Origin of the sequence: Salinisphaera sp. C84B14 (genome assembly GCF_040361435.1) — a bacterium.
In the GTDB taxonomy this organism is placed as follows: Bacteria; Pseudomonadota; Gammaproteobacteria; order Nevskiales; family Salinisphaeraceae; genus Salinisphaera.
Window position 1 is genome coordinate 290,209 of the sequence record NZ_APNL01000001.1, and the last position, 19,192, is coordinate 309,400.

The 19,192-nt window shown below is 59.8% G+C and carries 15 protein-coding genes; 5 read left to right on the plus strand and 10 right to left on the minus strand.

From position 1 onward, the window contains the following. Positions 1-150 precede the first annotated feature (150 nt). The 3 genes from rpsO to tssA all read left to right on the plus strand — a co-directional run bounded on the left by rpsO (position 151) and on the right by tssA (position 4,489). Positions 151-420, plus strand: a complete 270-nt coding sequence (gene rpsO / locus C84B14_RS01330) for a 30S ribosomal protein S15 (protein ID WP_293627266.1) — start codon at positions 151-153, stop codon at positions 418-420. An 88-nt stretch (positions 421-508) separates the two neighbouring features. Then, positions 509-2,641, plus strand: a complete 2,133-nt coding sequence (pnp, locus tag C84B14_RS01335; protein WP_348766573.1) for a polyribonucleotide nucleotidyltransferase — start codon at positions 509-511, stop codon at positions 2,639-2,641. A 729-nt stretch (positions 2,642-3,370) separates the two neighbouring features. After that, entirely contained in the window at positions 3,371-4,489 is a 1,119-nt protein-coding gene (gene tssA, locus C84B14_RS01340) for a type VI secretion system protein TssA (protein WP_353221523.1), read from the plus strand. Positions 4,490-4,644: 155 nt separating this feature from the next. Here tssA and C84B14_RS01345 read toward each other — a convergent pair whose 3' ends face one another. The 5 genes from C84B14_RS01345 to C84B14_RS01365 all read right to left on the minus strand — a co-directional run bounded on the left by C84B14_RS01345 (position 4,645) and on the right by C84B14_RS01365 (position 12,919). After that, entirely contained in the window at positions 4,645-5,493 is an 849-nt protein-coding gene (locus C84B14_RS01345) for an OmpA family protein (protein WP_353221524.1), read from the minus strand. 3 nt (positions 5,494-5,496) lie between these two features. Next, positions 5,497-6,480 carry a type VI secretion system-associated protein TagF gene (tagF, locus tag C84B14_RS01350; RefSeq protein WP_353221525.1) on the minus strand — a complete coding sequence of 328 codons (984 nt, stop codon included), beginning with the start codon at positions 6,478-6,480 and terminating at the stop codon, positions 5,497-5,499. Further along, positions 6,477-10,391 (minus strand): type VI secretion system membrane subunit TssM, encoded by a 3,915-nt coding sequence (gene tssM / locus C84B14_RS01355; protein WP_353221526.1) that lies wholly within the window; start codon positions 10,389-10,391, stop codon positions 6,477-6,479. The genes tagF and tssM overlap by 4 nt, the downstream gene beginning before the upstream one ends. 30 nt (positions 10,392-10,421) lie before the next feature. Continuing rightward, the gene (locus tag C84B14_RS01360) at positions 10,422-11,921 is read right to left on the minus strand and encodes a hypothetical protein (RefSeq protein ID WP_353221527.1); all 1,500 of its coding nucleotides are present in this window, start codon (positions 11,919-11,921) and stop codon (positions 10,422-10,424) included. 251 nt (positions 11,922-12,172) lie between these two features. Continuing rightward, a complete protein-coding gene (locus C84B14_RS01365; RefSeq protein ID WP_353221528.1) occupies positions 12,173-12,919 on the minus strand; it encodes a hypothetical protein in 747 nt (248 codons plus the stop codon). A gap of 316 nt (positions 12,920-13,235) precedes the next feature. On the opposite strand from C84B14_RS01365, the gene C84B14_RS01370 reads away from it, so the two are divergent. Continuing rightward, positions 13,236-13,904 carry a M15 family metallopeptidase gene (locus C84B14_RS01370; RefSeq protein WP_353221529.1) on the plus strand — a complete coding sequence of 223 codons (669 nt, stop codon included), beginning with the start codon at positions 13,236-13,238 and terminating at the stop codon, positions 13,902-13,904. A gap of 37 nt (positions 13,905-13,941) precedes the next feature. Continuing rightward, the gene (locus C84B14_RS01375; RefSeq protein ID WP_353221530.1) at positions 13,942-14,223 is read left to right on the plus strand and encodes a PAAR domain-containing protein; all 282 of its coding nucleotides are present in this window, start codon (positions 13,942-13,944) and stop codon (positions 14,221-14,223) included. Between the two features lie 388 nt (positions 14,224-14,611). On the opposite strand, the gene C84B14_RS01380 is transcribed toward C84B14_RS01375, so the two are convergent. The 5 genes from C84B14_RS01380 to C84B14_RS01400 all read right to left on the minus strand — a co-directional run bounded on the left by C84B14_RS01380 (position 14,612) and on the right by C84B14_RS01400 (position 18,857). Then, positions 14,612-15,265, minus strand: a complete 654-nt coding sequence (locus C84B14_RS01380; RefSeq protein ID WP_353221531.1) for a hypothetical protein — start codon at positions 15,263-15,265, stop codon at positions 14,612-14,614. 261 nt (positions 15,266-15,526) lie between these two features. Beyond that, the gene (locus C84B14_RS01385; RefSeq protein ID WP_353221532.1) at positions 15,527-16,126 is read right to left on the minus strand and encodes an IS3 family transposase; all 600 of its coding nucleotides are present in this window, start codon (positions 16,124-16,126) and stop codon (positions 15,527-15,529) included. 104 nt (positions 16,127-16,230) lie between these two features. Next, the gene (locus C84B14_RS01390) at positions 16,231-16,533 is read right to left on the minus strand and encodes a transposase (RefSeq protein WP_353221533.1); all 303 of its coding nucleotides are present in this window, start codon (positions 16,531-16,533) and stop codon (positions 16,231-16,233) included. A gap of 619 nt (positions 16,534-17,152) precedes the next feature. Then, positions 17,153-18,304: a DUF2345 domain-containing protein gene (locus C84B14_RS01395; protein ID WP_353221551.1), complete on the minus strand. Its 1,152-nt coding sequence runs from the start codon at positions 18,302-18,304 to the stop codon at positions 17,153-17,155. Between the two features lie 52 nt (positions 18,305-18,356). Continuing rightward, positions 18,357-18,857, minus strand: coding sequence for a hypothetical protein (locus C84B14_RS01400; protein ID WP_353221534.1), 501 nt, complete (start codon positions 18,855-18,857; stop codon positions 18,357-18,359). Positions 18,858-19,192: the final 335 nt, after the last annotated feature.

Here is a 19,192-nt window from a genome sequence, read left to right on the forward strand (position 1 = left end):
GCCGCCCGGTGACCGGAGCGCACGGGCTTTTTCCAAACCGTTTCGTTGGGATGAGAGGTTACGATCTCTTCCCGGCTTGCTGTTTGGAAAAGGCCGGGTTGCTCCAGCCAGGCGGGGCTGCGGTGTTTGTATTGTTATTCAGGAGTAAACATGGCCCTGTCGACCGAAGAAAAAGCCGAAGTCATCAACAAGTACAGCCGTGGCACCGGCGATACCGGTTCCCCGGAAGTACAGGTTGCGTTGCTGACCACCCGCATCACCCAGCTGGGTGATCATTTCAACGCGCACAAGGGCGACCATCATTCCCGTCGCGGGCTGCTGAAAATGGTCAACCAGCGCCGCAAGCTGCTTGATTACATCAAGCGTCGCGATGCGTCGCGTTACAAGGCTCTGATCAGCGAGCTGGGTCTGCGTCGCTAAGCGCGATCATCAGATCCCAGTCAATGAAAGCGCCCCTCGGTAACCCGAGCCGGGCGCTTTTTTGTTTGAAAGACACAGGATATATCTAGTGAGCAACGTCACCGTTACCAGTAAACAGACCTTCCAGTTCGGCGAACATGCGGTCACCCTCGAAACGGGTGAGATCGCGCGTCAGGCCGACGGCGCCGTGAAGGTGAGCATGGGCGACACCGTGGTGCTCGTCACCGCTGTCGGCAAGAAGGAAGCCGCGCCCAACGCCGCGTTCTTCCCGCTGACCGTCAACTATCAGGAACGCACCTATGCCGGCGGCAAGATTCCCGGCGGCTTCTTCAAGCGCGAAGGCCGTCCCGGCGAAAAGGAAACGCTCACCTGCCGCCTGATCGACCGTCCGATCCGTCCGCTGTTTCCGAAAGGCTTCTATAACGAAGTTCAGATCGTGGCGACGGTCATGTCGGTCGATCCCGAGATCGATGCCGATATCCCGGCCATGATCGGCGCCTCTGCCGCCCTCAGCCTGGCCGGTCTGCCGTTCGCCGGCCCGATCGGCGGCGCGCGCGTCGGCTATGCCGACGGCGAATACGTGCTCAACCCGAGCGCGACCCAGCTCAAGACCAGTGATCTGAACCTGGTGGTCGCCGGCACCTCGGACGCCGTGCTCATGGTGGAATCGGAAGCCAAGGAGCTGTCCGAAGAAATCATGCTGGGCGCGGTGCTGTTCGGTCACGAGCAGATCCAGGCCGCCATTCAGGCCATCGAAGCGATGGTCGCCGAGGCCGGCAAGCCGAAATGGGACTGGCAGGCCCCGGCCAAGGATGAATCCCTGGCCGAAGCCGTCGAGCGCGTTGCCAAGAACGACGTTGTCGAGGCCTATCAGATCGCCGACAAACAGGATCGCGGTGCGCGCCTGGGCGAGATCAAGGAAGCCGTCGTGGCCGAGCTGGCCGTCGAGGAAGGCGAAGAAGGCTGGAGCCGCGACGACGTGAAGGGGGCGCTGGGTGCCCTCGAGAAGACCACCGTGCGTTCGCGCATTCTCGAAGGTCAGCCGCGTATCGACGGTCGCGACACGCGCACCGTGCGCGCGCTGGATATCAAGACCGGCGTACTGCCGCGTACCCACGGCTCGGCGCTGTTCACCCGTGGCGAAACCCAGGCACTGGTCGTCACCACGCTGGGCACCGGCCGCGATGCGCAGATGATCGACGCGGTCGAAGGCAAGTACGACGACCCGTTCATGCTGCACTACAACTTCCCGCCCTACAGCGTGGGCGAGACCGGCTTCATGGGCAGCCCCAAGCGTCGTGAAATCGGCCACGGCAAGCTGGCCAAGCGCGCCATCATGGGCGTGCTGCCGGATCTGGAAAAGGAATTCCCCTACGTCATGCGTGTGGTGTCGGAAGTCACCGAATCCAACGGCTCCTCCTCGATGGCCTCGGTCTGCGGCACCAGCCTCGCGCTGATGGACGCCGGCGTGCCGATCAAGGCGCCGGTGGCCGGCGTGGCCATGGGCCTGATCAAGGAAGGCGACAAGTTCGCGGTGCTTACCGACATCCTGGGCGACGAAGATCACCTCGGCGACATGGACTTCAAGGTGGCCGGCTCCAACGACGGCATCACCGCCCTGCAGATGGACATCAAGATCGCCGGTATCACCCGCGAGATCATGGAAGCCGCGCTTGAGCAGGCCAAGGAAGGCCGTCTGCACATTCTTGGCGTCATGAGCCAGGCGATCGACAAGCCGCGCCAGGAAGTCTCCGAGTGGGCGCCGCGCATCTTCACCATCAAGATCGATTCCGACAAGATTCGCGACGTGATCGGCAAGGGCGGCGCGACCATCCGTTCGATCACCGAGGAAACGGGTGCTTCGATCGATATCGAGGATGACGGCACGATCCATGTCGCCGCGGTCGACAAGTCGGCGGCCGACATGGCGATCAAGCGTATCGAGGACATCACCCGCGATATCGAAGCCGGCCAGGTCTATGAAGGCAAGGTCGTACGTATCGTCGACTTCGGTGCGTTCGTGAATCTGGTGCCGGGCCGCGACGGCCTCGTGCATATCTCCCAGATTGCCGACCACCGCGTCGAAAAGGTCAGCGACGAGCTTTCCGAAGGCCAGACCGTCAAGGTCAAGGTGCTGGAAGTCGACCGCCAGGGCCGCGTGCGTCTGTCGATGAAGGAACTGGCCGAAAAGGCGTCGGAAGAGACGTCCGACGAAGGCTGATAGCCGACATTACGCTGTTGGTACCGACAGCTGTGTCGAAAAGGGCGTCCCACGGGGCGCCCTTTTTTTGTGTCAGAGCAGGGCACAGCGACCGTCGGCTTGCGAGCGCGAGGGCTGGGAGGGCGACGGCGTGCATTCATCAGCGCGCGGGATACCGCGTCCCGGTGGCTCGGAGATTGCGCAAGAGCAGTCGTCGGCGGGTGGCCGCTTTGCCCGCGTAGTTCGTCGCTGAACTCGATCGATCGGAAAGGCGGCGTTGGCGACAAGCACCCTGATCGGGTCCGAATGCACCGATGCGAGCGCTGTCGAACGGCCCGGGGTCGAACATCGGATGCGCTCGCGCGGCTTGGCTCACTCGGCGATACGTTCGACGCTTGGCCGCAGATCTCGCGCGGCGCTTCGGGGCGAGCGCCTCTGGAGATGGGCGCGAAGGGCAGAGGGGTGTTTTCTCGGCAGGGCCGCAGAAAACAGCCGGCGTGGCCAGGTGCTCCAGTTGGTTTCGCGGCCTGCGGTCGTCGCGCGTCGGCGTTCGCATACCGGCTATATCAACCCGGACACCGTTGTGTTTCATGCAGGGTCGATCGCCACCGACCGGCTTAAGTATCCCGCCGTGTCGGCTAAATTTCGAGTCGCGCGCGGCTTGTCGGGCCCGGATCGATTTAGAAGCATTGATTAATAAGCCCCGGCCTTGGAGTATATGGGTGTTACCAGCATTCAGGGGAAGTTTGCATGCCCAATCTTGCAGCGCTGACGGCGCCTATTACCGAAGAAGATCCCTGCGGCGAGGACATGTCCCTGTCGCCCGAGTTCGACGCAATTGTCGAGGCGCGCCGGGCCGACGATCCGAGCCTGGAGCAGGGCGACTGGATCAAGGATCTCAAGGCTGCCGACTGGCCGCGTGTCGATACCCTGTGCACGCAGCTGCTCGCGGACAAGACCAAGGACATCCGTGTCTGTGTCTGGTTGACCGAGGCCTGGGCGCATCTGAACGGCTTCTCGGGCATTGCCAGCGGTTATCGCGTGCTTTCGCAGCTGTGCGCGACTGATTGGGACAGCCTGCATCCGCTACCTGATGAAGAAGACGGTGACCAGGAGGCTCGTATCAACAATCTTGCCCGGTTGTTGCAATTGTCGGTGCCTCTGATGAAACAGCAGCCGGTAACGTCGTCCGATATCGGTCGATTCAGCCTGGCCGACCTCGAAGGCGCACGACGGGCGGTACAACAGACGCGCGGCAACGAGGACGACGCCGAAGAGAATGCCGAGGCTGCGAACCGCCTCGCACAGTTCGAATCCGCACGTCGCGATACCTCGGGCTCGTTCTATGCGGATCTGATCGAGGACTTGGAAGAGTGCCGCTCTGCCGTGCAGGAACTCGAGAGCACGCTCGATGACAAGCTCGACGGTGATGCCCCCGGTTTTGCCCGCGTTCATGAAACGCTCGGCGAAGTCTATTCACTGGTGGAAGGGTTTGCCGACGCAGCGGGCGCCACCCGTCAGCCGGCGAAAAAAGCCGCGCCCGCCGCGTCGCAAACCGATGCCGCGCCGGCACAAGCAACGGCTGCGGGCGAGGCGCCCGCGGCGCCGGCGCGAAGCGCTACGCCGACACAGATACAAACACGCGCTCAGGCCCTGTCGCAGCTGCGGCTCGTGGCCGATTTTTTCCGCCGTACGGAGCCACACAGCCCGGTCGCCTATCTGGCCGACACCGCGGCGAACTGGGGCGAGATGCCGCTGCATTCGTGGCTGCGCAACGTCATTCGCGACGAGGGAGAGCTGGCCCACGTCGAGGAATTGCTGGGCCTGTCGCGCATGCGTCGCGGCGAAGATAGCGACTCGTTCGAATAGCCGGGCATACGCGGCGGCGAGCTCATATAGGCAGCCGCCGCGCGTTGGCCCGCTGTATTGCGACACCATCGGGCCCGGCGTCCGTGTCGGGCGATCGCTTGATTGACGCCCCAGCGCTGGCCGGCGGTGGGCCGGCGTTATTCGAGTATCCGTGACTATTCGGCGTCGTTCTTATTATCGGCGTTACGGATACGGAACTCGATACGACGATTGCGGGCCCGCCCGGCGGCCGTATCGTTGCTGGCGATCGGCCGCTGCGAGCCCGCACCCAGCGTGATCAGCGATCTTGCCGGTATGCCCTTGTCGACCAGGGCGGCCTTGACCGCTTCAGCCCGATTGGCGCTAAGTGCGAGGTTGGCCAGGCGCGAGCCGCTGTTGTCGGTATGGCCGATGATCTCGACGCGCTTGTTTTTGAGTTTGCGGATGGGGCCCGCCATTTCGTCGACGATCTGGAGCCCCTGCGGCGTCAGTGTGGCACTGCCGCTTTCAAATTCGATGGTGCGATTGGCCAGCGCGTCGTCGAGAATTTTCTGCTCCGATGCACCAATCGCCAGGTTGTTCTCGATCGAATAACTGGGGTTGAGCTGGGTCGCCATCTTGCTGACGATATCCTGGCGCTGGGCCTCGTTGACGACGTCGCCGCTGATCTGGGCGTCATTGCCCTTGATAACGAGCTTGCCGCGCGACACGTTGCTCAGGTCCGACACCAGCATGCGATCGAGATAGGTTTCCCAGTTGGGTGGGGCGACGACATCGCCGATGGTGACTTCGTCGATGACCCGGTCGTCGCCGTAGATGGCGCGCAGGCGCTTGAGTACCACCGCCTTGGTGTTTTCGTTGGGGACGACCCCGGTGACCACCACCTGATTGGTTGGCGCGGTACCCGATACGCGAGCGCGCGGCGCGTTCGTCTGCGCGTTGTCCGCGTCTTCACCCTGCGTCTGTGCCTGCGCGCCAGCCGCGGCGCTCAGCAGGGCGAGTACCACACATAGTTGCTTGATCATGGCCTAATCCCCGAGAAAGACGTCGCGATAGATGGAGCGCGCGCTGCGCATTGTCACATCCGGCTGGGCGAGATAGTTGGCCAGCTTCTGCAGGCCGTAATCCGAGCGGGTTTGCGCTTCCACCCAGTCCGGATCGTCGAGGGTGATGTTCTGTTGGGCGCCGGTTTCCGGGTCCAGCGCGGAATGCAGCGTAATTTCAGGCGCGCCGTTGAAGCCGAGCAGCATCCGCGCCTTCGTCTCGACGGCGTGGATGAATACCGAGAGTTCGAACTCCGCACGCGCGAGAAACGGGGTGATCAGGTCGAGCCAGAGCGCGGCGACCGGGTAGCGATAGACCGGGTCGTCGGGCAGCGGCAGCGCCAGCCCCTTGTCCAGCCGCGAGGCGCCACTGGCCATGACCGGCTGTAATAGCAGGCCGAGCGCCGGCAGCAGGTTCCTGAGATCCACCGGATGCCCCGAATCGCGCAAGGCGCCTTCCAGGCCACCCAGCGTCTGGATCTCGAGAAAGTCCTTCATGTGGGCGTCGTAGGCGCGGGCGTCGGTTTCGACTTCGACCTCGATATCGCCATAGGTGCCCAGCAGTGCGCTGCAGTCGGTGCTGCTGACGAGCTCGTTCGTCAGACTTTGCATGCGTGCCCAAAGCCGGCTCAGTGCCAGCGGGCTGCGCGCGGCAAAGGCAAGCGGCTGCTCGACCTGCAGGGTGCTCGCGGTCAGAAACGGGAACCGCCGACCGGACTGGTCCCGGCTGTTGACGACATGGCCGGCCACGGCCAGGCGACGACGCGACCCCAGAAACGCGAAATGCAGCGGTGCGGCGGCATCGTAGGTGGTTTTCCAGTGCGGATCGCTCGACACACGTTCCATCGTGCCGTCCAGCCAGCCGTCGAGGGTCGACAACAGGCGATGGTTTTCACCGGATTTGATGAAGTCGCCGCGCGAGGGCACTTTGCCGAAGTAGGCGACACGGGTGGCTGTAATCTTGCTCATGGGCTGTCCTGCACCGCAGCAGACGTGGTCGCCGGGGCGGTTTCGCTAGGAGTGGCATCCGCTTCGGCCGAGTTGGCAGCCGGCGTTGTTTCTTCGCTGTCGTCGTCGGCGGCCGGCATGGCGGTGGACTCGCTGTCCGCGCCCACGATGGTATCCGGCAGGCGTAATGCAGCAATGCCCTTGTTCTGCCGGCCGCTTTGCGGATTGCTGATGATGCGGAGGTTGACCGCAACCACGAGGTTGCCCTTCGACCAGGACAACCTGAATATGTTGTCGCCTTTGCGTTCCCGCGCGGCCGACTTGATCATCTTCTGCAGGCCGAATCGACCCGGGAAGTTGATCAACTCCACGCTCTGGCCGTCGAAGGTCGTGGCTTCAACGCGCACGCCCGGCGTTCCCTCCGGATTGGGCCAGACAAAGTTCGCCCACTGGGGCGGCGTATTGCGGTATTTCAAACGCTGCCCGTCGAGCACGATCGAATATTCGCGTACGCCGGGCGCCGGCAATGGTTGAATCTGGAACACCGTCTGCTGCACGGCGCTACCGCCGTCCGCGGGCTGCGGCATACCCTGAGCGCCGAGTGGCGAAACCCACTGCGAAAAATTCTGGGTGAACGCCGGCGTCAGGCTCAGCCCGATATCGGCCCAGGTGCGTGGCGTCAGCGTGTTGCCACGGCGAATCACCAGCGTCTTGAGGTTTTCATCGGCAAACTTCGCGATGGCGCCGTCCGGCCCGAATACCTGGGCGATTTCGCCGCCGGAGGCTTCGACCGTGGCATCGGACGTGAACGGATACTTCGGCGCCAGTGTTTCGCGGTACGTATCGTAAACGCGGGCCTGCCACTGGCGGTTGACTTCGTCCTGAGCCGGGTCCACGACGGCGGCATAGGCCTGCACAAGCGGACGTACCAGCAGCGGGCGTATGGTGGCGCGTTGTTGCTCGGGAATCGCCGGCAGCATCTGATTCTCGACGTACTGCAGGGCAGATGCCAGTTCCGAGCCTTCACCCTTGAGGGTCTGCACCATGAGCTCGGTGCTGCCCGGACCCATATCGCCTTCGTTTGCGATCTGGTTGAAGCGCGTGCGTACCTTCGACAGGGCATCGATATAACTGCTGAGCAGGGATTCGTTGGAATCGCGCTTTTTCACCAGCTGTGCGATACCGGAAAACTCGGCGCCGACCGCGCCGAGCTTGGGCCCGGCGCCCGTCGAACCGCTGTCGTCGGATTCGATATTTCCCAGATCCGCGCTGTCGACGTAGTAGGCCGCGCGGTTGGCCTGATGCGGCGTGCGCCGCAGTATCACGCGTTTGAACCAGTCGACGATACCGCCTTGCACGGCTTCGGCCTGTTCGTCGTCGACCACGGGGCTCTTGTTGTCCCAGGCGGTCTGTAGATAGATCGCGCCGAGCATGCGACGCAACGGCGAGGCCGAGGGGTCGCCCAGTCGATTGAGCTTCTCCGCAGCCTGCTCGAAGCTGTCGAAGCTGTTGACGGTCAGCCCCTGAATGAACTTGCGCCATTCCTCGACGTATTCCGCCTTGTATTTGTCGATCAGGCTTTTTTCGATCTCCTGCGGGCTGCCTTGCAGAGTCAGGTCGTTGCTCTGGCTGGTGCGCAACACCCAGTCTTCACTCTGGAGCTCCTGGGTTGCCGCGTTCTCGAACGCGCCCTTGATGAACTGCTCCCATGCCTGGCGCGAGAACGTACCCGATACCGCATAGCTGCCTTCGATGATCGAGCCCGAATCGGTCTCTGCCTGTTCCGCATCGCCACTGCTCTGGTCGCCGAGAATGCCCGCGACCGTCACCGGCGGGAACCGTGTCGATGCCCGCGCCTTGATGTCCGCATACACGCGTTCGCGCGCGGGCAGGCCGGCCATCACGCTACGCAGTTCCTCGCGCGTGTCGGCGGCAAGGCTCAAGCGGTTTTCGATCATGGGCCAGTCGGGGGCGCTGACATGGCCGAGGTAGAACGAGATCACCTCTTCGGCATCGCGAATCATCTGTTCGCGGGGCATGCCGCCTCGATTGGCTTCCAGCCAGCCGCGCCAGAAGCGGGTGAGCTGGTCGTAGAGGTGCTTGGTGTCGACGCGCGATTTGTCGCCGAGCATGAGGTAGGTCTTGAGCGCGTTGTACGCGTCCTTGACATCGGTCGGATCGGCGCGCTCGTAGGTGCCGCTGCTTGCACCGGTTGCATCGGCCGCGGCCCGCGGGCTGCTCTCATCAAGCTGATCGGCGTTCTGGTTGACCTGGACCAGGAACGCTTCCAGCTTTTCCTTGACCGGGTCGAGCAAGAGCGCGCGTGTACCCTTGAAGTACTCGCTGCGCAGTTTGTCGAGCATGGCGTCGCCGTGATACAGGCCCAGCCCGAGCGACCACGGACGATCGTTCTGGTAGCTCTCGAGCTGATCGATGCGCTGCTCGAGGATATTGAGTGCCTCGAAACGCGAGGCCAGATCCAGCTGGCCGTTCTGTACGGCCACCGCCTGCTGCAGATCGTTGTTGACCTCGGCCAGCAGCTGTTGATTGCCGAAGTACGACCATGTCCAGCCGGCGAAACACAGGCCTAGAATCGCCACCGCGCTGAAGAACACCGCATAGCGGAAACGGTTCTTGGCCGGGCTGGTGTACTGACGCACCAGCCGGCTGTCGGCGAAGATCACGCGTCGAAACAGATCCGACAGGAAGAACCCGCTGGCCGCCTTGCCGACCGCTGGTTTCTGCTCGGCGGCCTGCAGACCGAAGCGCTGCGCCACGCGTTCGCTCGAGTGCTCGACGGGCTGTCCTTCCTGAAGGGCACTCGTGAAGTAGAAGCCGCGAAACACGGGGTTGAACTGGTACGGATTCTCTTCGAAAAGCGTGTTGATGAAGGCACCGATCGCGGGCTTGATCGAGGCGAACTCCAACGGAAACGTGAATACTCCCGGGGCCATCGGCTGGCCACGGTTCATCGACATCTGGGCGAGGCTCATCTCCTTGAGGCCGCGATAGAGTTCGTCGAAACGCTCGTCGAACAGCGCCACGGCGTTGCGGTTGCTCTCGATATCGTAGGGCAGGGTCACGCCCCACACCCGCTCACGTTCGCCGGTGTCGGCCTCGGCGAAGAAGTCGTTGAAGCCCGCGATCAGGTCGGCCTTGGTAAACAGCACATAGACCGGCGCGAAGATCTCCAAGCGTTCGGTGAGTTCCTGAACGCGCTGGCGCAGCTGCTTGGCAAGGTTGATCGCGAACTCGGGGCCGCGCTCGGTCAGGTCCAGGACGTTAACCGCGATGATGATGCCGTTGAGCGGTGCCTTGGGACGGTAGCGCTTGAGCAGGTCGACGAAGCCCAGCCATTCGCTGCGATCCTCTTCATGAACCGAAAAGCGCCCGGCGGTATCGAGCAGGATGCCCTCGGTGGTGAAGAACCAGTCGCAGTTGCGGGTCCCGCCGACACCGTGGATGACCTTGCCCGATTCCTCTTCGAGCGGGAATTGCAGCCCGGAGTTGATGATCGCGGTGCTCTTGCCGGCGGCCGGATTGCCGATCACCATGTACCAGGGCAGCTCATAGAGAGCGGCACGGCCGGATGTATGGCCGATCTTGGAGGACTTGATGGTCTTGATCGCCGACTGCAGGCGATCACGCAGCGCGGCAATCTCTTCGCGTTTTTTGCCGCTGGAATTGCTGACCGCCTTGTCGGCGTCCTTTTCCAGCATGTCGCCGAATTCGTTCGCGGCCTTTTTCGACTTGTGACGACGCCACAACCAGATCGTGCCCCAGACCAGCAGCCCTATGATGATCAGGGACTCGATCAGAAGAGCCGCGGTACGCCAGGAATCGGCCACGAGCAGCACGAATATGGCCAGGGCAGCAATGCCGATCCCGATCAGGGTGCGCGGGTCTGTAAAGAATCGTTTAACGCGTGCCATGGGCTGTGCTCGAAAACGTTAGAAAGAAGGTCATGCCGCGGTCGCGGCGGGTTCGGAGTCGTCGCGGTCGGATTCCGGCCCGGCGGGCGGCTGTAGTACCGCGGCGGCGCGCTGTAGGGGGTGCGATAAACTGATGGCCAGCACCGGCCGGCCCGTGTTTCGTACCGCACTATGGCTTAGCGCGAGGGCCGCTAGCGTGCCGACGAAGCCGAGATCGCCGCAGGCCGTGCCGATATTCGGGCACTCGGCGGTCGGGTCGAGGTGGTCGAGTTTGTCGCCGATCAACTGTGCGCGTTCTCGGCCCTGTGTGGCGTCGATACCGGCGTCACTGATAACAAAGCCGATATCCTCGGCCGCGCAGCGTGCGTTGGCGAGCGCTTTGGTGCCCAACCGACCCAGCAATGTCTGATCCTCGCTGCGGCGGGATTTATCGCCCGCACGCGTCTTCCGGTCGCCCATGGCGGCACGATGCACCCGGGCATAGTCGGCAGACGCCATATCGGCAAGCATCGGGTGAGTCACAACCACCACGCCTGCGGCGCCTTCGGCCGGCACCATACCGCCCGGATTGGACTGGCTGAACAGCCGGCCTTCACCGTCAAGCCGGGCGATCTCGGTGTCGCCGATGAGCGAGTCGCAGGCCAGAATCACGCAGAGGCTATTCCGATCTTCGTTATGGGCCGCAAGGGCGAGATCGTTGAGGTCGCCAAAGCCCGGCGCGCCAGCGCGCTGGATCGCGTGTTTGGCGACCACGGTCAGCTCGGGATGCAACAGCTGTGCTTCGGCGTGTTCACGAAACCAGGTGCTGGCCAATTCGCGATGCGCGACAGACCAGTGTGCGGGCAGCAGCAGGCGCATATGCAGTGGGGGCGGGTTCGCGGCCTCGCGGTCCGGCGAGTCGTGGGGCGGCTCGCCGTCGGCATGCGCCTGCAGTTCGGCAAAAAGCTGTGCCAGCTGGCCTGCCAGCAGATCGTCGAGCACGTCACGTCCCATGGCCAGGGCCCGCATTTGTTCGGGCGACCAGCGCAGAGGCGTGTCGTTGTGCTGGTCGGGCAAGGCGAGCGCTTGTTCGAGTCCCTCGTCGGTGATGTCTTCTACACGCGTCGCAAACACCGGGAAGCCTTGGTCATCCACGAGGGCATCATCCAGGCCCGGGCGTGTCTTGCCCTCGGCCAGCACGGCCAGCGCATCTTCGCCGCTACTGCCCACGGGCAGTCGCAACGCGCTGTCGAGCAAGCAGAGATACAGTTCATCTTCGGGACGGGAAGCTTCGGCCGGCGTGTCGCCGCCGCCGTTGGCATCCGTGCTGGCGACCTCGGCGTCCGTATCGTTGTTTCTAACGCGCTTCAACAACGCTTTCCCACCGAAGAAAACGGCGATCACCGCGATCGGCATCCCGACCAGGTACAGCGCGAGTTCGGCGCCGGTCGGGTCCGTGCCGGTGACGCGCCAGTAGCCAATCACCAACAGCCAGATCGCCAGGAAGACCAGCGCGAGTAACAACAGCCCCTTTAAAACCTTGCGTAACATCGTTGCGCGCTTTTCCCCCGGAATATCGCGTATCGGGCGACGTGCCTCGAACAGCCCGTCGCCGGGTTCAACCGCCCCTGGTTTTCAATAACAATAGCTTATGGGCCCCTTAAAACCTATCTGACAGAGCGGCAAAGCCGTGGTCAGGCGTTATCGTGTCTTGTTGTGATGACGATCATTATGGTCACTGAAGCCGGGCCGTCGGCCGTGCCGTAGACGGCTCAGGCCGGATACCGCGCTGGCGACCGTGCTCACTCCTTCTTGTCGATGCGTTGTAGCAGCAGCTGCAGAATCGCAACGTCCGGATCATCGTTGGAGACGTTCGAGGGCCTGCGACTGCTACTGCTCGGCAGCGCAGGCTCGGACAGCTGGAGCGAGTCCGCGAGCAAAGCGGTGGGGTAATCGTCGCCGATGCTGCCGTGAATGTCGTTCTTCGTATCGGATTCCGAGGCCGCCGATAGCGTAGCGGCCTCCGATGCATGCGCTTCGGTGGCTGCCTCGCCGTTCGGCGACAACATGTTCATCGAGTCGGCAAACCCCGGGCTCGCGGCACGTCCTTGAGTAATCACGGCCGTTTTAGTCGGCTGGCTGCCTGCTTTTTCTTTCGCCGCCGGGCGCTGGCTGGGCGCGGAGCTGCCAGTCTTTGCGACTGCTGCGCCGCTCGCGCCTGTGGAACCGGCGGCAGAGGTCACAGGTTGACGACTGGCCATGTCGTCCCCGGGCGCATCCGAGACGAACATGAGCTGATACACCGTCAGCAGGGTGCAACCGATCAATATCCCAAGCCCAAGCCAACGCAGATGCGTCAACGCCGACGGCTTGCCGGTGGCTGGCTCCATGCGCGCCAGGAAGCCGCCGTATCGCGCGTGATCCGGATCATCGGCATTATGGTCGCCGAGCAGGCTGTATGGCATCTGTACAGGCACGTATCGTCCTTGCGTAAGATGGCGATAGCTGCATAGTGCCAAATAATCGAGAAATTTGTCACCCAAGCTCATGGCGTGCTCGCCTAGGTGCCGGCCGCACTGTATGCACTTTTGCTATCGACGGCGGTAAGGCTGGCGAGCGGTAATAAGCGGTTCCACGAGTAAAAGTCGGCCAGTTGAGTGTGTCCAAGACGGAAACGGTACGAAATCTGACGTGACGATTATTTGGATTACGCTTTATTTCGTCGCGGCGCTTTTGGTGCTCTTCTTGATCATCTTTCCGGATGGCCGGCGTTCGGTTTGGGACGGGTTGCGCTCTGCGGTAAGCCGGTTTGCGTCGAGTAGGCGGTCCGCCGCGCGTGGCGCCAGTGCCGGTACGGCCAGGGTGATGCGCAACGGCGGGCGGGTAGCGCGCTGGTTCTCTAGGCATCGCTGGATCGCACTCGCGGTCCTGCTGTTATTGACCTTTCCCGTGCTGGTTGTGGTTCAGATGCAAGGTCTACTGGACTTCAACAATTATCGCGAAGCCGAGCGCGAGTCGAACCCCCTGGTTGCCAGTCTGCTCCGCGGCGAGCGGCTGGCGCCGCCGCAACCGCTACCGCCCGAGGTGTTCACCACACGCGAGGTTGAGTCCGTACGGCCCGATCTACGCCGCGCGAACCGTAAATGGGACCGTCTCAAGCCCGAATTCGCGCAGCTACTGTTACAGGTCTACAAGGACATGCGCGACAAATACGGCTATCAGATGGTGCTTATCGAAGGCTATCGAAGCCCCGAACGCCAGCGCCGGCTCAAGTCCAAGAGTGGTTACGTCACCAACGCCGGGCCATATCAGAGTTATCACCAGTTCGGGCTTGCAGCCGACTCTGCTTTTTTGCGCAACGGCAAGCTTGTTATTGCAATCGAAGACGAGTGGACACAGCGCGGTTATGACCTCTATGGCAAGCTTGCACAGCAGTACGGTCTGACCTGGGGCGGCAACTGGTCTTTTCAGGATTTTGGCCACGTGGAGCTTCACGGCACGCGGTACGACGACCCGACCAAGCACCGTCGCTGATTCACACACGGCAAATCGAACGAACATGGAGGACAGCATGTCTCGACCATTCATCGTTGTAGGCGACAAGACCGATCACGGCGGCACGGTCATAAGCGGCGCGCCCACCTCGATAACCGGCGGTAAACCGGTTGCCCGTGTTGGCGACGAAGTCACATGCCCCAGAAGCGAATGCGTGGCGCGAGGCATGGGCACGAACCGTATTGTCAGCGGCGACCCAACAGTAATGGTCGATGGCCAGCCGGTGGCCCGCCACGGTGACAAGACCGAGTGTGGCGCTACGCTCATAGCGGGCCAGATGGCGACGTCTACCGACTAGGCTCGCTCCAAACCAGCTGACTAGTGACATCGGCCTTTAACAAACCGAGGGCGCCGCCAAAGTAATCTCCTGCCGTATTCGATCCCAGCAGTCTTTTGCTGCCAACGTCTGCAACGAATTCCCGACTTTCAGCGCAGGCGTAGTGGGGGGGGATCCGGGGGCGTCAATTGCTCGGCGGTTGGCGGGATATCCGCGATCAAGTTGAAATCGATTCGATCGGTACGGGGCTAGAGACGGTTACGTGGCGCGAAAAGTTTCGTATATTCAACCACGCGTTTTCTTTGAAACTCAAGCGCAGGTAGAACGCGAAACTTTGCCGGTCACAAAGACGTGGAGTCGCATCGCGAGCGCTGTACCGATTCGCGAGCTCTGACCTATCGTTGGCGAGTTATCGATGGTTTATTAAGGCCAAGTCGTCTGCGTCGATCCAAGCTCTAGTAGTTTGCGATTTGCCGCGATAGAGAAAAAGGTAGCGCAATTTCGGCCCGTGGTCGTCAAAGTCCAAGAGCTTTATCACATCGTTCCTGATCAGGTACGCGCCCGTCTTGTTAAACCCGCTCTCGGTCTTTTCTAACGCGAATGCCTTCTTTGAAGATACCTTCGCTCTGAGCGGTTCCCGGGAGCCACGAGCTACTAGCCCTAAACTGCTGCACTCACCGGATTCCTTGCATTCTTTTGCCTTTTCTATCCTGTCGGTAAGTAGTTCCGCTTTTTCGCATACGTACGGGGTTTCTATCGCTTCGCCGTAGCATAGCGTTTCGGTATATGTCCTAGCTGCGTCTCTGTAGCTGTTTACAACTTGGCTGTTGAGAAAGTCCGGGTTCGTGAGTTCTACCGAGCCGGTGAATGATATGGCATCACGCTGTGCGCTTGCGTCGTAAAGGGCGTAGGACTCGTTTGCGCCGGCGTCCGCGTTTTCAACGGCTATAAAGCAATGATCATTTTTCCAAAAATCTCCGACGATCGCATCTACGTGGTTAGAATCGTGACTTGTTTCAACCTCAGTTTTTTTGTTGCCAGCTGTTATGGTGAGATAGCCCACGTCGAGCGTAATAGAAACGTTAACTTCGCTACAAAGTGTGTCAGTCGAAAAATTTTGGCCACTCAATAGTGTGACGTAGTGGTAAAATTGACTGCCTGAACTCGCCGAGGCATTAGTTAACTGGGCGATGATTGAAAAAAAACACATAAAAAATAGATTATCTTCATTTCATCGATTTCCGCGCTTTCTGGAATAGTTGTTGGCGAGAGCTCAAGCCGCGTGATTTTTCGAACGACTCCTTCATCCCAGGCTCCGTGCCGCTTACCATCTTCCGTTGTTAGCCGTGTCCCGATCGGAAGTTGTAGGGTTAAAATAACGGCTTCTGCCGCAACGCGCGCGGCATAAATCGCCATCCGCGGGGAGGGGGCTTGTATGTCTCCATCCGAATGGTAAGGGCCTTTCAGGAGGGTCCTTCGTCAGACACGTTGACAATCTGAATAAAGCCTCCTCTAATAAGGTGATATGATTCGTTTTCGTCCAACGAGGGCGATAGATAAAAACACGCTCGGTTTGCAACAACTCTTCTTCGTTTGGGTTTGCTTGCTTTTCTAGTTGTAGTGTCTTATGAAATGGGCCGTACAAAAAGCCGCGCGCCATGGGTGGATACGTGATATCGCTTGCCCAGACCTGGTTGGGCTGATCGATCCTCAGGCCCCGCAGGCGATACGGATAAATCCGATGCCCCGGGGCCGGTCGTGACAAGCGCGGTTTTGGATACAGGGCGGTGATACCCATGACCCGCATCAAACGCCGTATGCGCTTGCGATTGACCGTCAGGCCGTTTTCGTCGGCCAGTGCATCGGCGATGCGTCGGCTGCCGAGAAACGGGCGCTCGAGATGCAGCGCATCGATACGCTGCATCAGTCTGTGATCGGTATCCGATACCGGCTGACGCCGCTAGTAGACCGTCGATCGAGCGACACCGAGCGCCGCACACTGGCGGGTTATCGGCAGGCCGTGATCGATCATGGCCCGCCGCGCTTCGGGTCGGAGCGCGCGAGCCCGCGCTCCAAAAAATCGTTCTCCATCGACAGCTCGCCGATGTTGGCATGCAGCGAGTCGATCTGGGCTTGGTTATCCGACGTCGATGGTCCCTTGTCGAACGTCTCGGTCGCGCCTTCGACCAGCTGGCGTTTCCATTGCGTGATCTGGTTCGCATGCACGTCGAACTGCTGGGCCAGTTCGGCGAGCGTTCGATCGCCTTGTACGGTGGCGAGTGCCACCTTGGCCTTGAAGGCCCGTGAATGATTACGGCGTTTGCGTCGCATCGTTGCCCCTGGACCGGGTCCGGCCATTGTGGAGCAGATCGTCACTTAGTGCTCTGTCCGAATTCTGGGGTCTAGTTCACCATTAGCGTCGTTCGAATCACGAATAATAATGCTGCCGTCGTTATGCTGTGCGAAATAGAACCAGTCCTTATACTTTCTGTTCTTCTTTTCGCCTTTGATTATGATGTCGGAATTCACTGATACTTCGTATAGGTGGTTTTCGACGAGGGCTTTAGGGTCTTGGTAGACGTTTGCTTTGTATGGTGAGGAGCCATAAGTAAGGCATCGATCAACAGTCACCATAAACGGTGATTCGAGTACGCTCGCGTCCCACATTATTTCGCGACTAGAGGCATCCGTAACTTGGATGGAAACGAATTGTGTCGGGTTGCGCGAAGCCGCTTTTGTATCCGGAACTGTGAAACACGGCTTCTCCTCAGAGCCAAAGATTTTCAACTCGTGCATTTCTGGCCCTGGCCACGGCCATACACAGCCGCTTGCGAGCAAAGCTCCGAAAGTCAAAACGACATAAAGAAGCCCAGTTGATCTACGGTAAGTTCTTGGCATTTTTAGGATCTGTCAGGAAATTCTGCAATACCACTTCCATTAAAGGTATTGACTAATTATTTCGGTATTGAGCCTGTGCTACGACATCTGGCCGTGTTAATACCTTAAGAGCGAAGTAATCTGCCAGGATATTGCCTTGCGCTTCCATATTGTAGTTGCTTAGCCGCTTGTTCTCCGAGAGAGAATATTCGTACGACAGGCCGAGACGGAGCGCGCCTCGCCACTTAACCGGATAACTCAGCTGATATTGCCAAATGTGAGTCATCTCGTGCATAAACCACCATTTGTTTCCCGGTGTGTCAGTCGAGTAGTCTTCCAGAAAATTCTTCGGGTTGAAATATAGCTCTCGGTTCGGAGTCATAGCAGTGTCGTCGGACTGTAGTCCCAGCCACAAATACTCGTCGTTGTGAACGCGTATCTTACTGTAATCAATAGAATCGCCGAATATTTTCCTGGCTAGCGCAATTTCACCGTTGGCTAACGGGCGACTTTTGCCTTCAGGCGTTTTTACTTCTTTGATGGAGGAACCAATGTTTTGCTGGTTCGTTTCTACATTGTTAAGTATCAGCTCCACCCGACGTCGCTGATCCCCAGCCTGGGCCTGATGCTGTGGGCGTCCCACCTTGTCTGTTCCGCAGAGCTCTGGCTTAATTAGCTTCTCCGCGCGACTTGTACGTACACGCTTAGTTTTGCTATAGGCATCGGTCGTTCCGTTAACCACCTCTCCATTAGAGAGATGGAGGGTGTAATCGACTCCGGAAGTGGCGTATCCATCGCTCCGCACAAGTCGAATAGCCTCATCGAATCTGTCATTGTTGAATGGTTCTATTCGTGGCTCTACTTGTCCGGTCGATAATGGTGTTGGTTGGCTAGTATCTTGTGCCAACCCCACGAACCCATGCGCCCCACCTTTGACGGTAGACGTACCCGGACAGGAGAAGGTGATATTGCCGCCTTCAAGGGTCACGGTGGACTGACCCGAGGTGGGCGCGATCTTGGTTTGGGCGAAGACGTTGACGGTGTCGCTGCTGCTGGCCACCGTCACGCTGTCGTCGGCGAGGATCTCCAGCGTGTCGTCGTGGTCTTGTAGAGACAGTGGGCCGTTGGTGGCCACGGCCTGGGCGCCGCCGTCTTGGATTTTCCGGCTGGTTTGCGGCTTGGCCGCACCACTGTGATTCGCGCGTGCAGCGTGCTTATCATCGATTTCGGGACTAAAAAGGAACTTGGTCTAAAATAAAATATTCATGAATATAGCGCTAATAACTCGCATATTCCCCATCAACGAAACGATATCGCCTATTTTTTGAAGTGCCCGCCGTCCCTTGGATTAGCTCTATGTTGGAGAGTCCGTTGGTAGCTGTGGGCAGCACTTTGATCGAATAGCCGGCGTTGTGAAAAATCTGCTTATATTTACGACTATTTTTCAGTACCAACCATATAGGCCCTAACGCCGCACCCCAGCCACATCGATCGGAAGTAGTCAGGAAAAGAATTTCGGTAGTTTGGCGCTCTGCATCCTCAAGAGCGACCTTTTTCTGCATCAGGCTGCATTTTTCGTCTAAGAAAGGTGCAAAGCTTTTCGCGGACTCCATTTGTTCCGACAGTTGTTTCGATGCGGGCGAGAAGTCTCCGTCTTCAATCGAATAAGAGTTCGCGAAGGAACACGACGCAAAAAATACCGCAGCTAAAAGAGCAGAACTCTCACTGTTGCATAAACTCTTTACACATCGCGTCTTAAATTTCCTGAAGTCCGGCATGACCTTGGTCTACGCTATCTTTTCGCCGCCGTAACTTAGCGATAGGCCGTCGTGGTGATTAGCATAAATCATATTGTATAGATCAGAGCCACTATAGTTTTTCTGCATCAGGCGCTTGCTGTTGGCATACGAATCGACTAAAGCTGCCGATCCTTTTTAATATCGAAGCGGTCAGCATTTGAACTCCGCCCATACTGCTTTCTGGTGGCATCAATAAACTGTCCGATACCATCCGCAGGCGTTGTGCCTGCAGCAGCGTCTGGGTTAAATCCGAACTCGGTCTGAGCTGGACCCCACCCGTTGGACAGTCCGCGGCGTTTTCTAAGTGATGACCT

What these genes read in the sequence shown, in the direction of transcription:
- rpsO (WP_293627266.1), top strand. Translation starts at nt 151, where the DNA reads ATGGCCCTGTCGACCGAAGAAAAAGCCGAAGTCATCAACAAGTACAGC.
- tssA (WP_353221523.1), top strand. Translation starts at nt 3,371, where the DNA reads ATGCCCAATCTTGCAGCGCTGACGGCGCCTATTACCGAAGAAGATCCC.
- C84B14_RS01345 (WP_353221524.1), bottom strand. Translation starts at nt 5,493, where the DNA reads ATGATCAAGCAACTATGTGTGGTACTCGCCCTGCTGAGCGCCGCGGCT.
- tagF (WP_353221525.1), bottom strand. Translation starts at nt 6,480, where the DNA reads ATGAGCAAGATTACAGCCACCCGTGTCGCCTACTTCGGCAAAGTGCCC.
- tssM (WP_353221526.1), bottom strand. Translation starts at nt 10,391, where the DNA reads ATGGCACGCGTTAAACGATTCTTTACAGACCCGCGCACCCTGATCGGG.
- C84B14_RS01360 (WP_353221527.1), bottom strand. Translation starts at nt 11,921, where the DNA reads ATGTTACGCAAGGTTTTAAAGGGGCTGTTGTTACTCGCGCTGGTCTTC.
- C84B14_RS01365 (WP_353221528.1), bottom strand. Translation starts at nt 12,919, where the DNA reads ATGAGCTTGGGTGACAAATTTCTCGATTATTTGGCACTATGCAGCTAT.
- C84B14_RS01370 (WP_353221529.1), top strand. Translation starts at nt 13,236, where the DNA reads ATGCGCAACGGCGGGCGGGTAGCGCGCTGGTTCTCTAGGCATCGCTGG.
- C84B14_RS01375 (WP_353221530.1), top strand. Translation starts at nt 13,942, where the DNA reads ATGTCTCGACCATTCATCGTTGTAGGCGACAAGACCGATCACGGCGGC.
- C84B14_RS01385 (WP_353221532.1), bottom strand. Translation starts at nt 16,126, where the DNA reads ATGCAGCGTATCGATGCGCTGCATCTCGAGCGCCCGTTTCTCGGCAGC.
- C84B14_RS01390 (WP_353221533.1), bottom strand. Translation starts at nt 16,533, where the DNA reads ATGCGACGCAAACGCCGTAATCATTCACGGGCCTTCAAGGCCAAGGTG.
- C84B14_RS01400 (WP_353221534.1), bottom strand. Translation starts at nt 18,857, where the DNA reads ATGCCGGACTTCAGGAAATTTAAGACGCGATGTGTAAAGAGTTTATGC.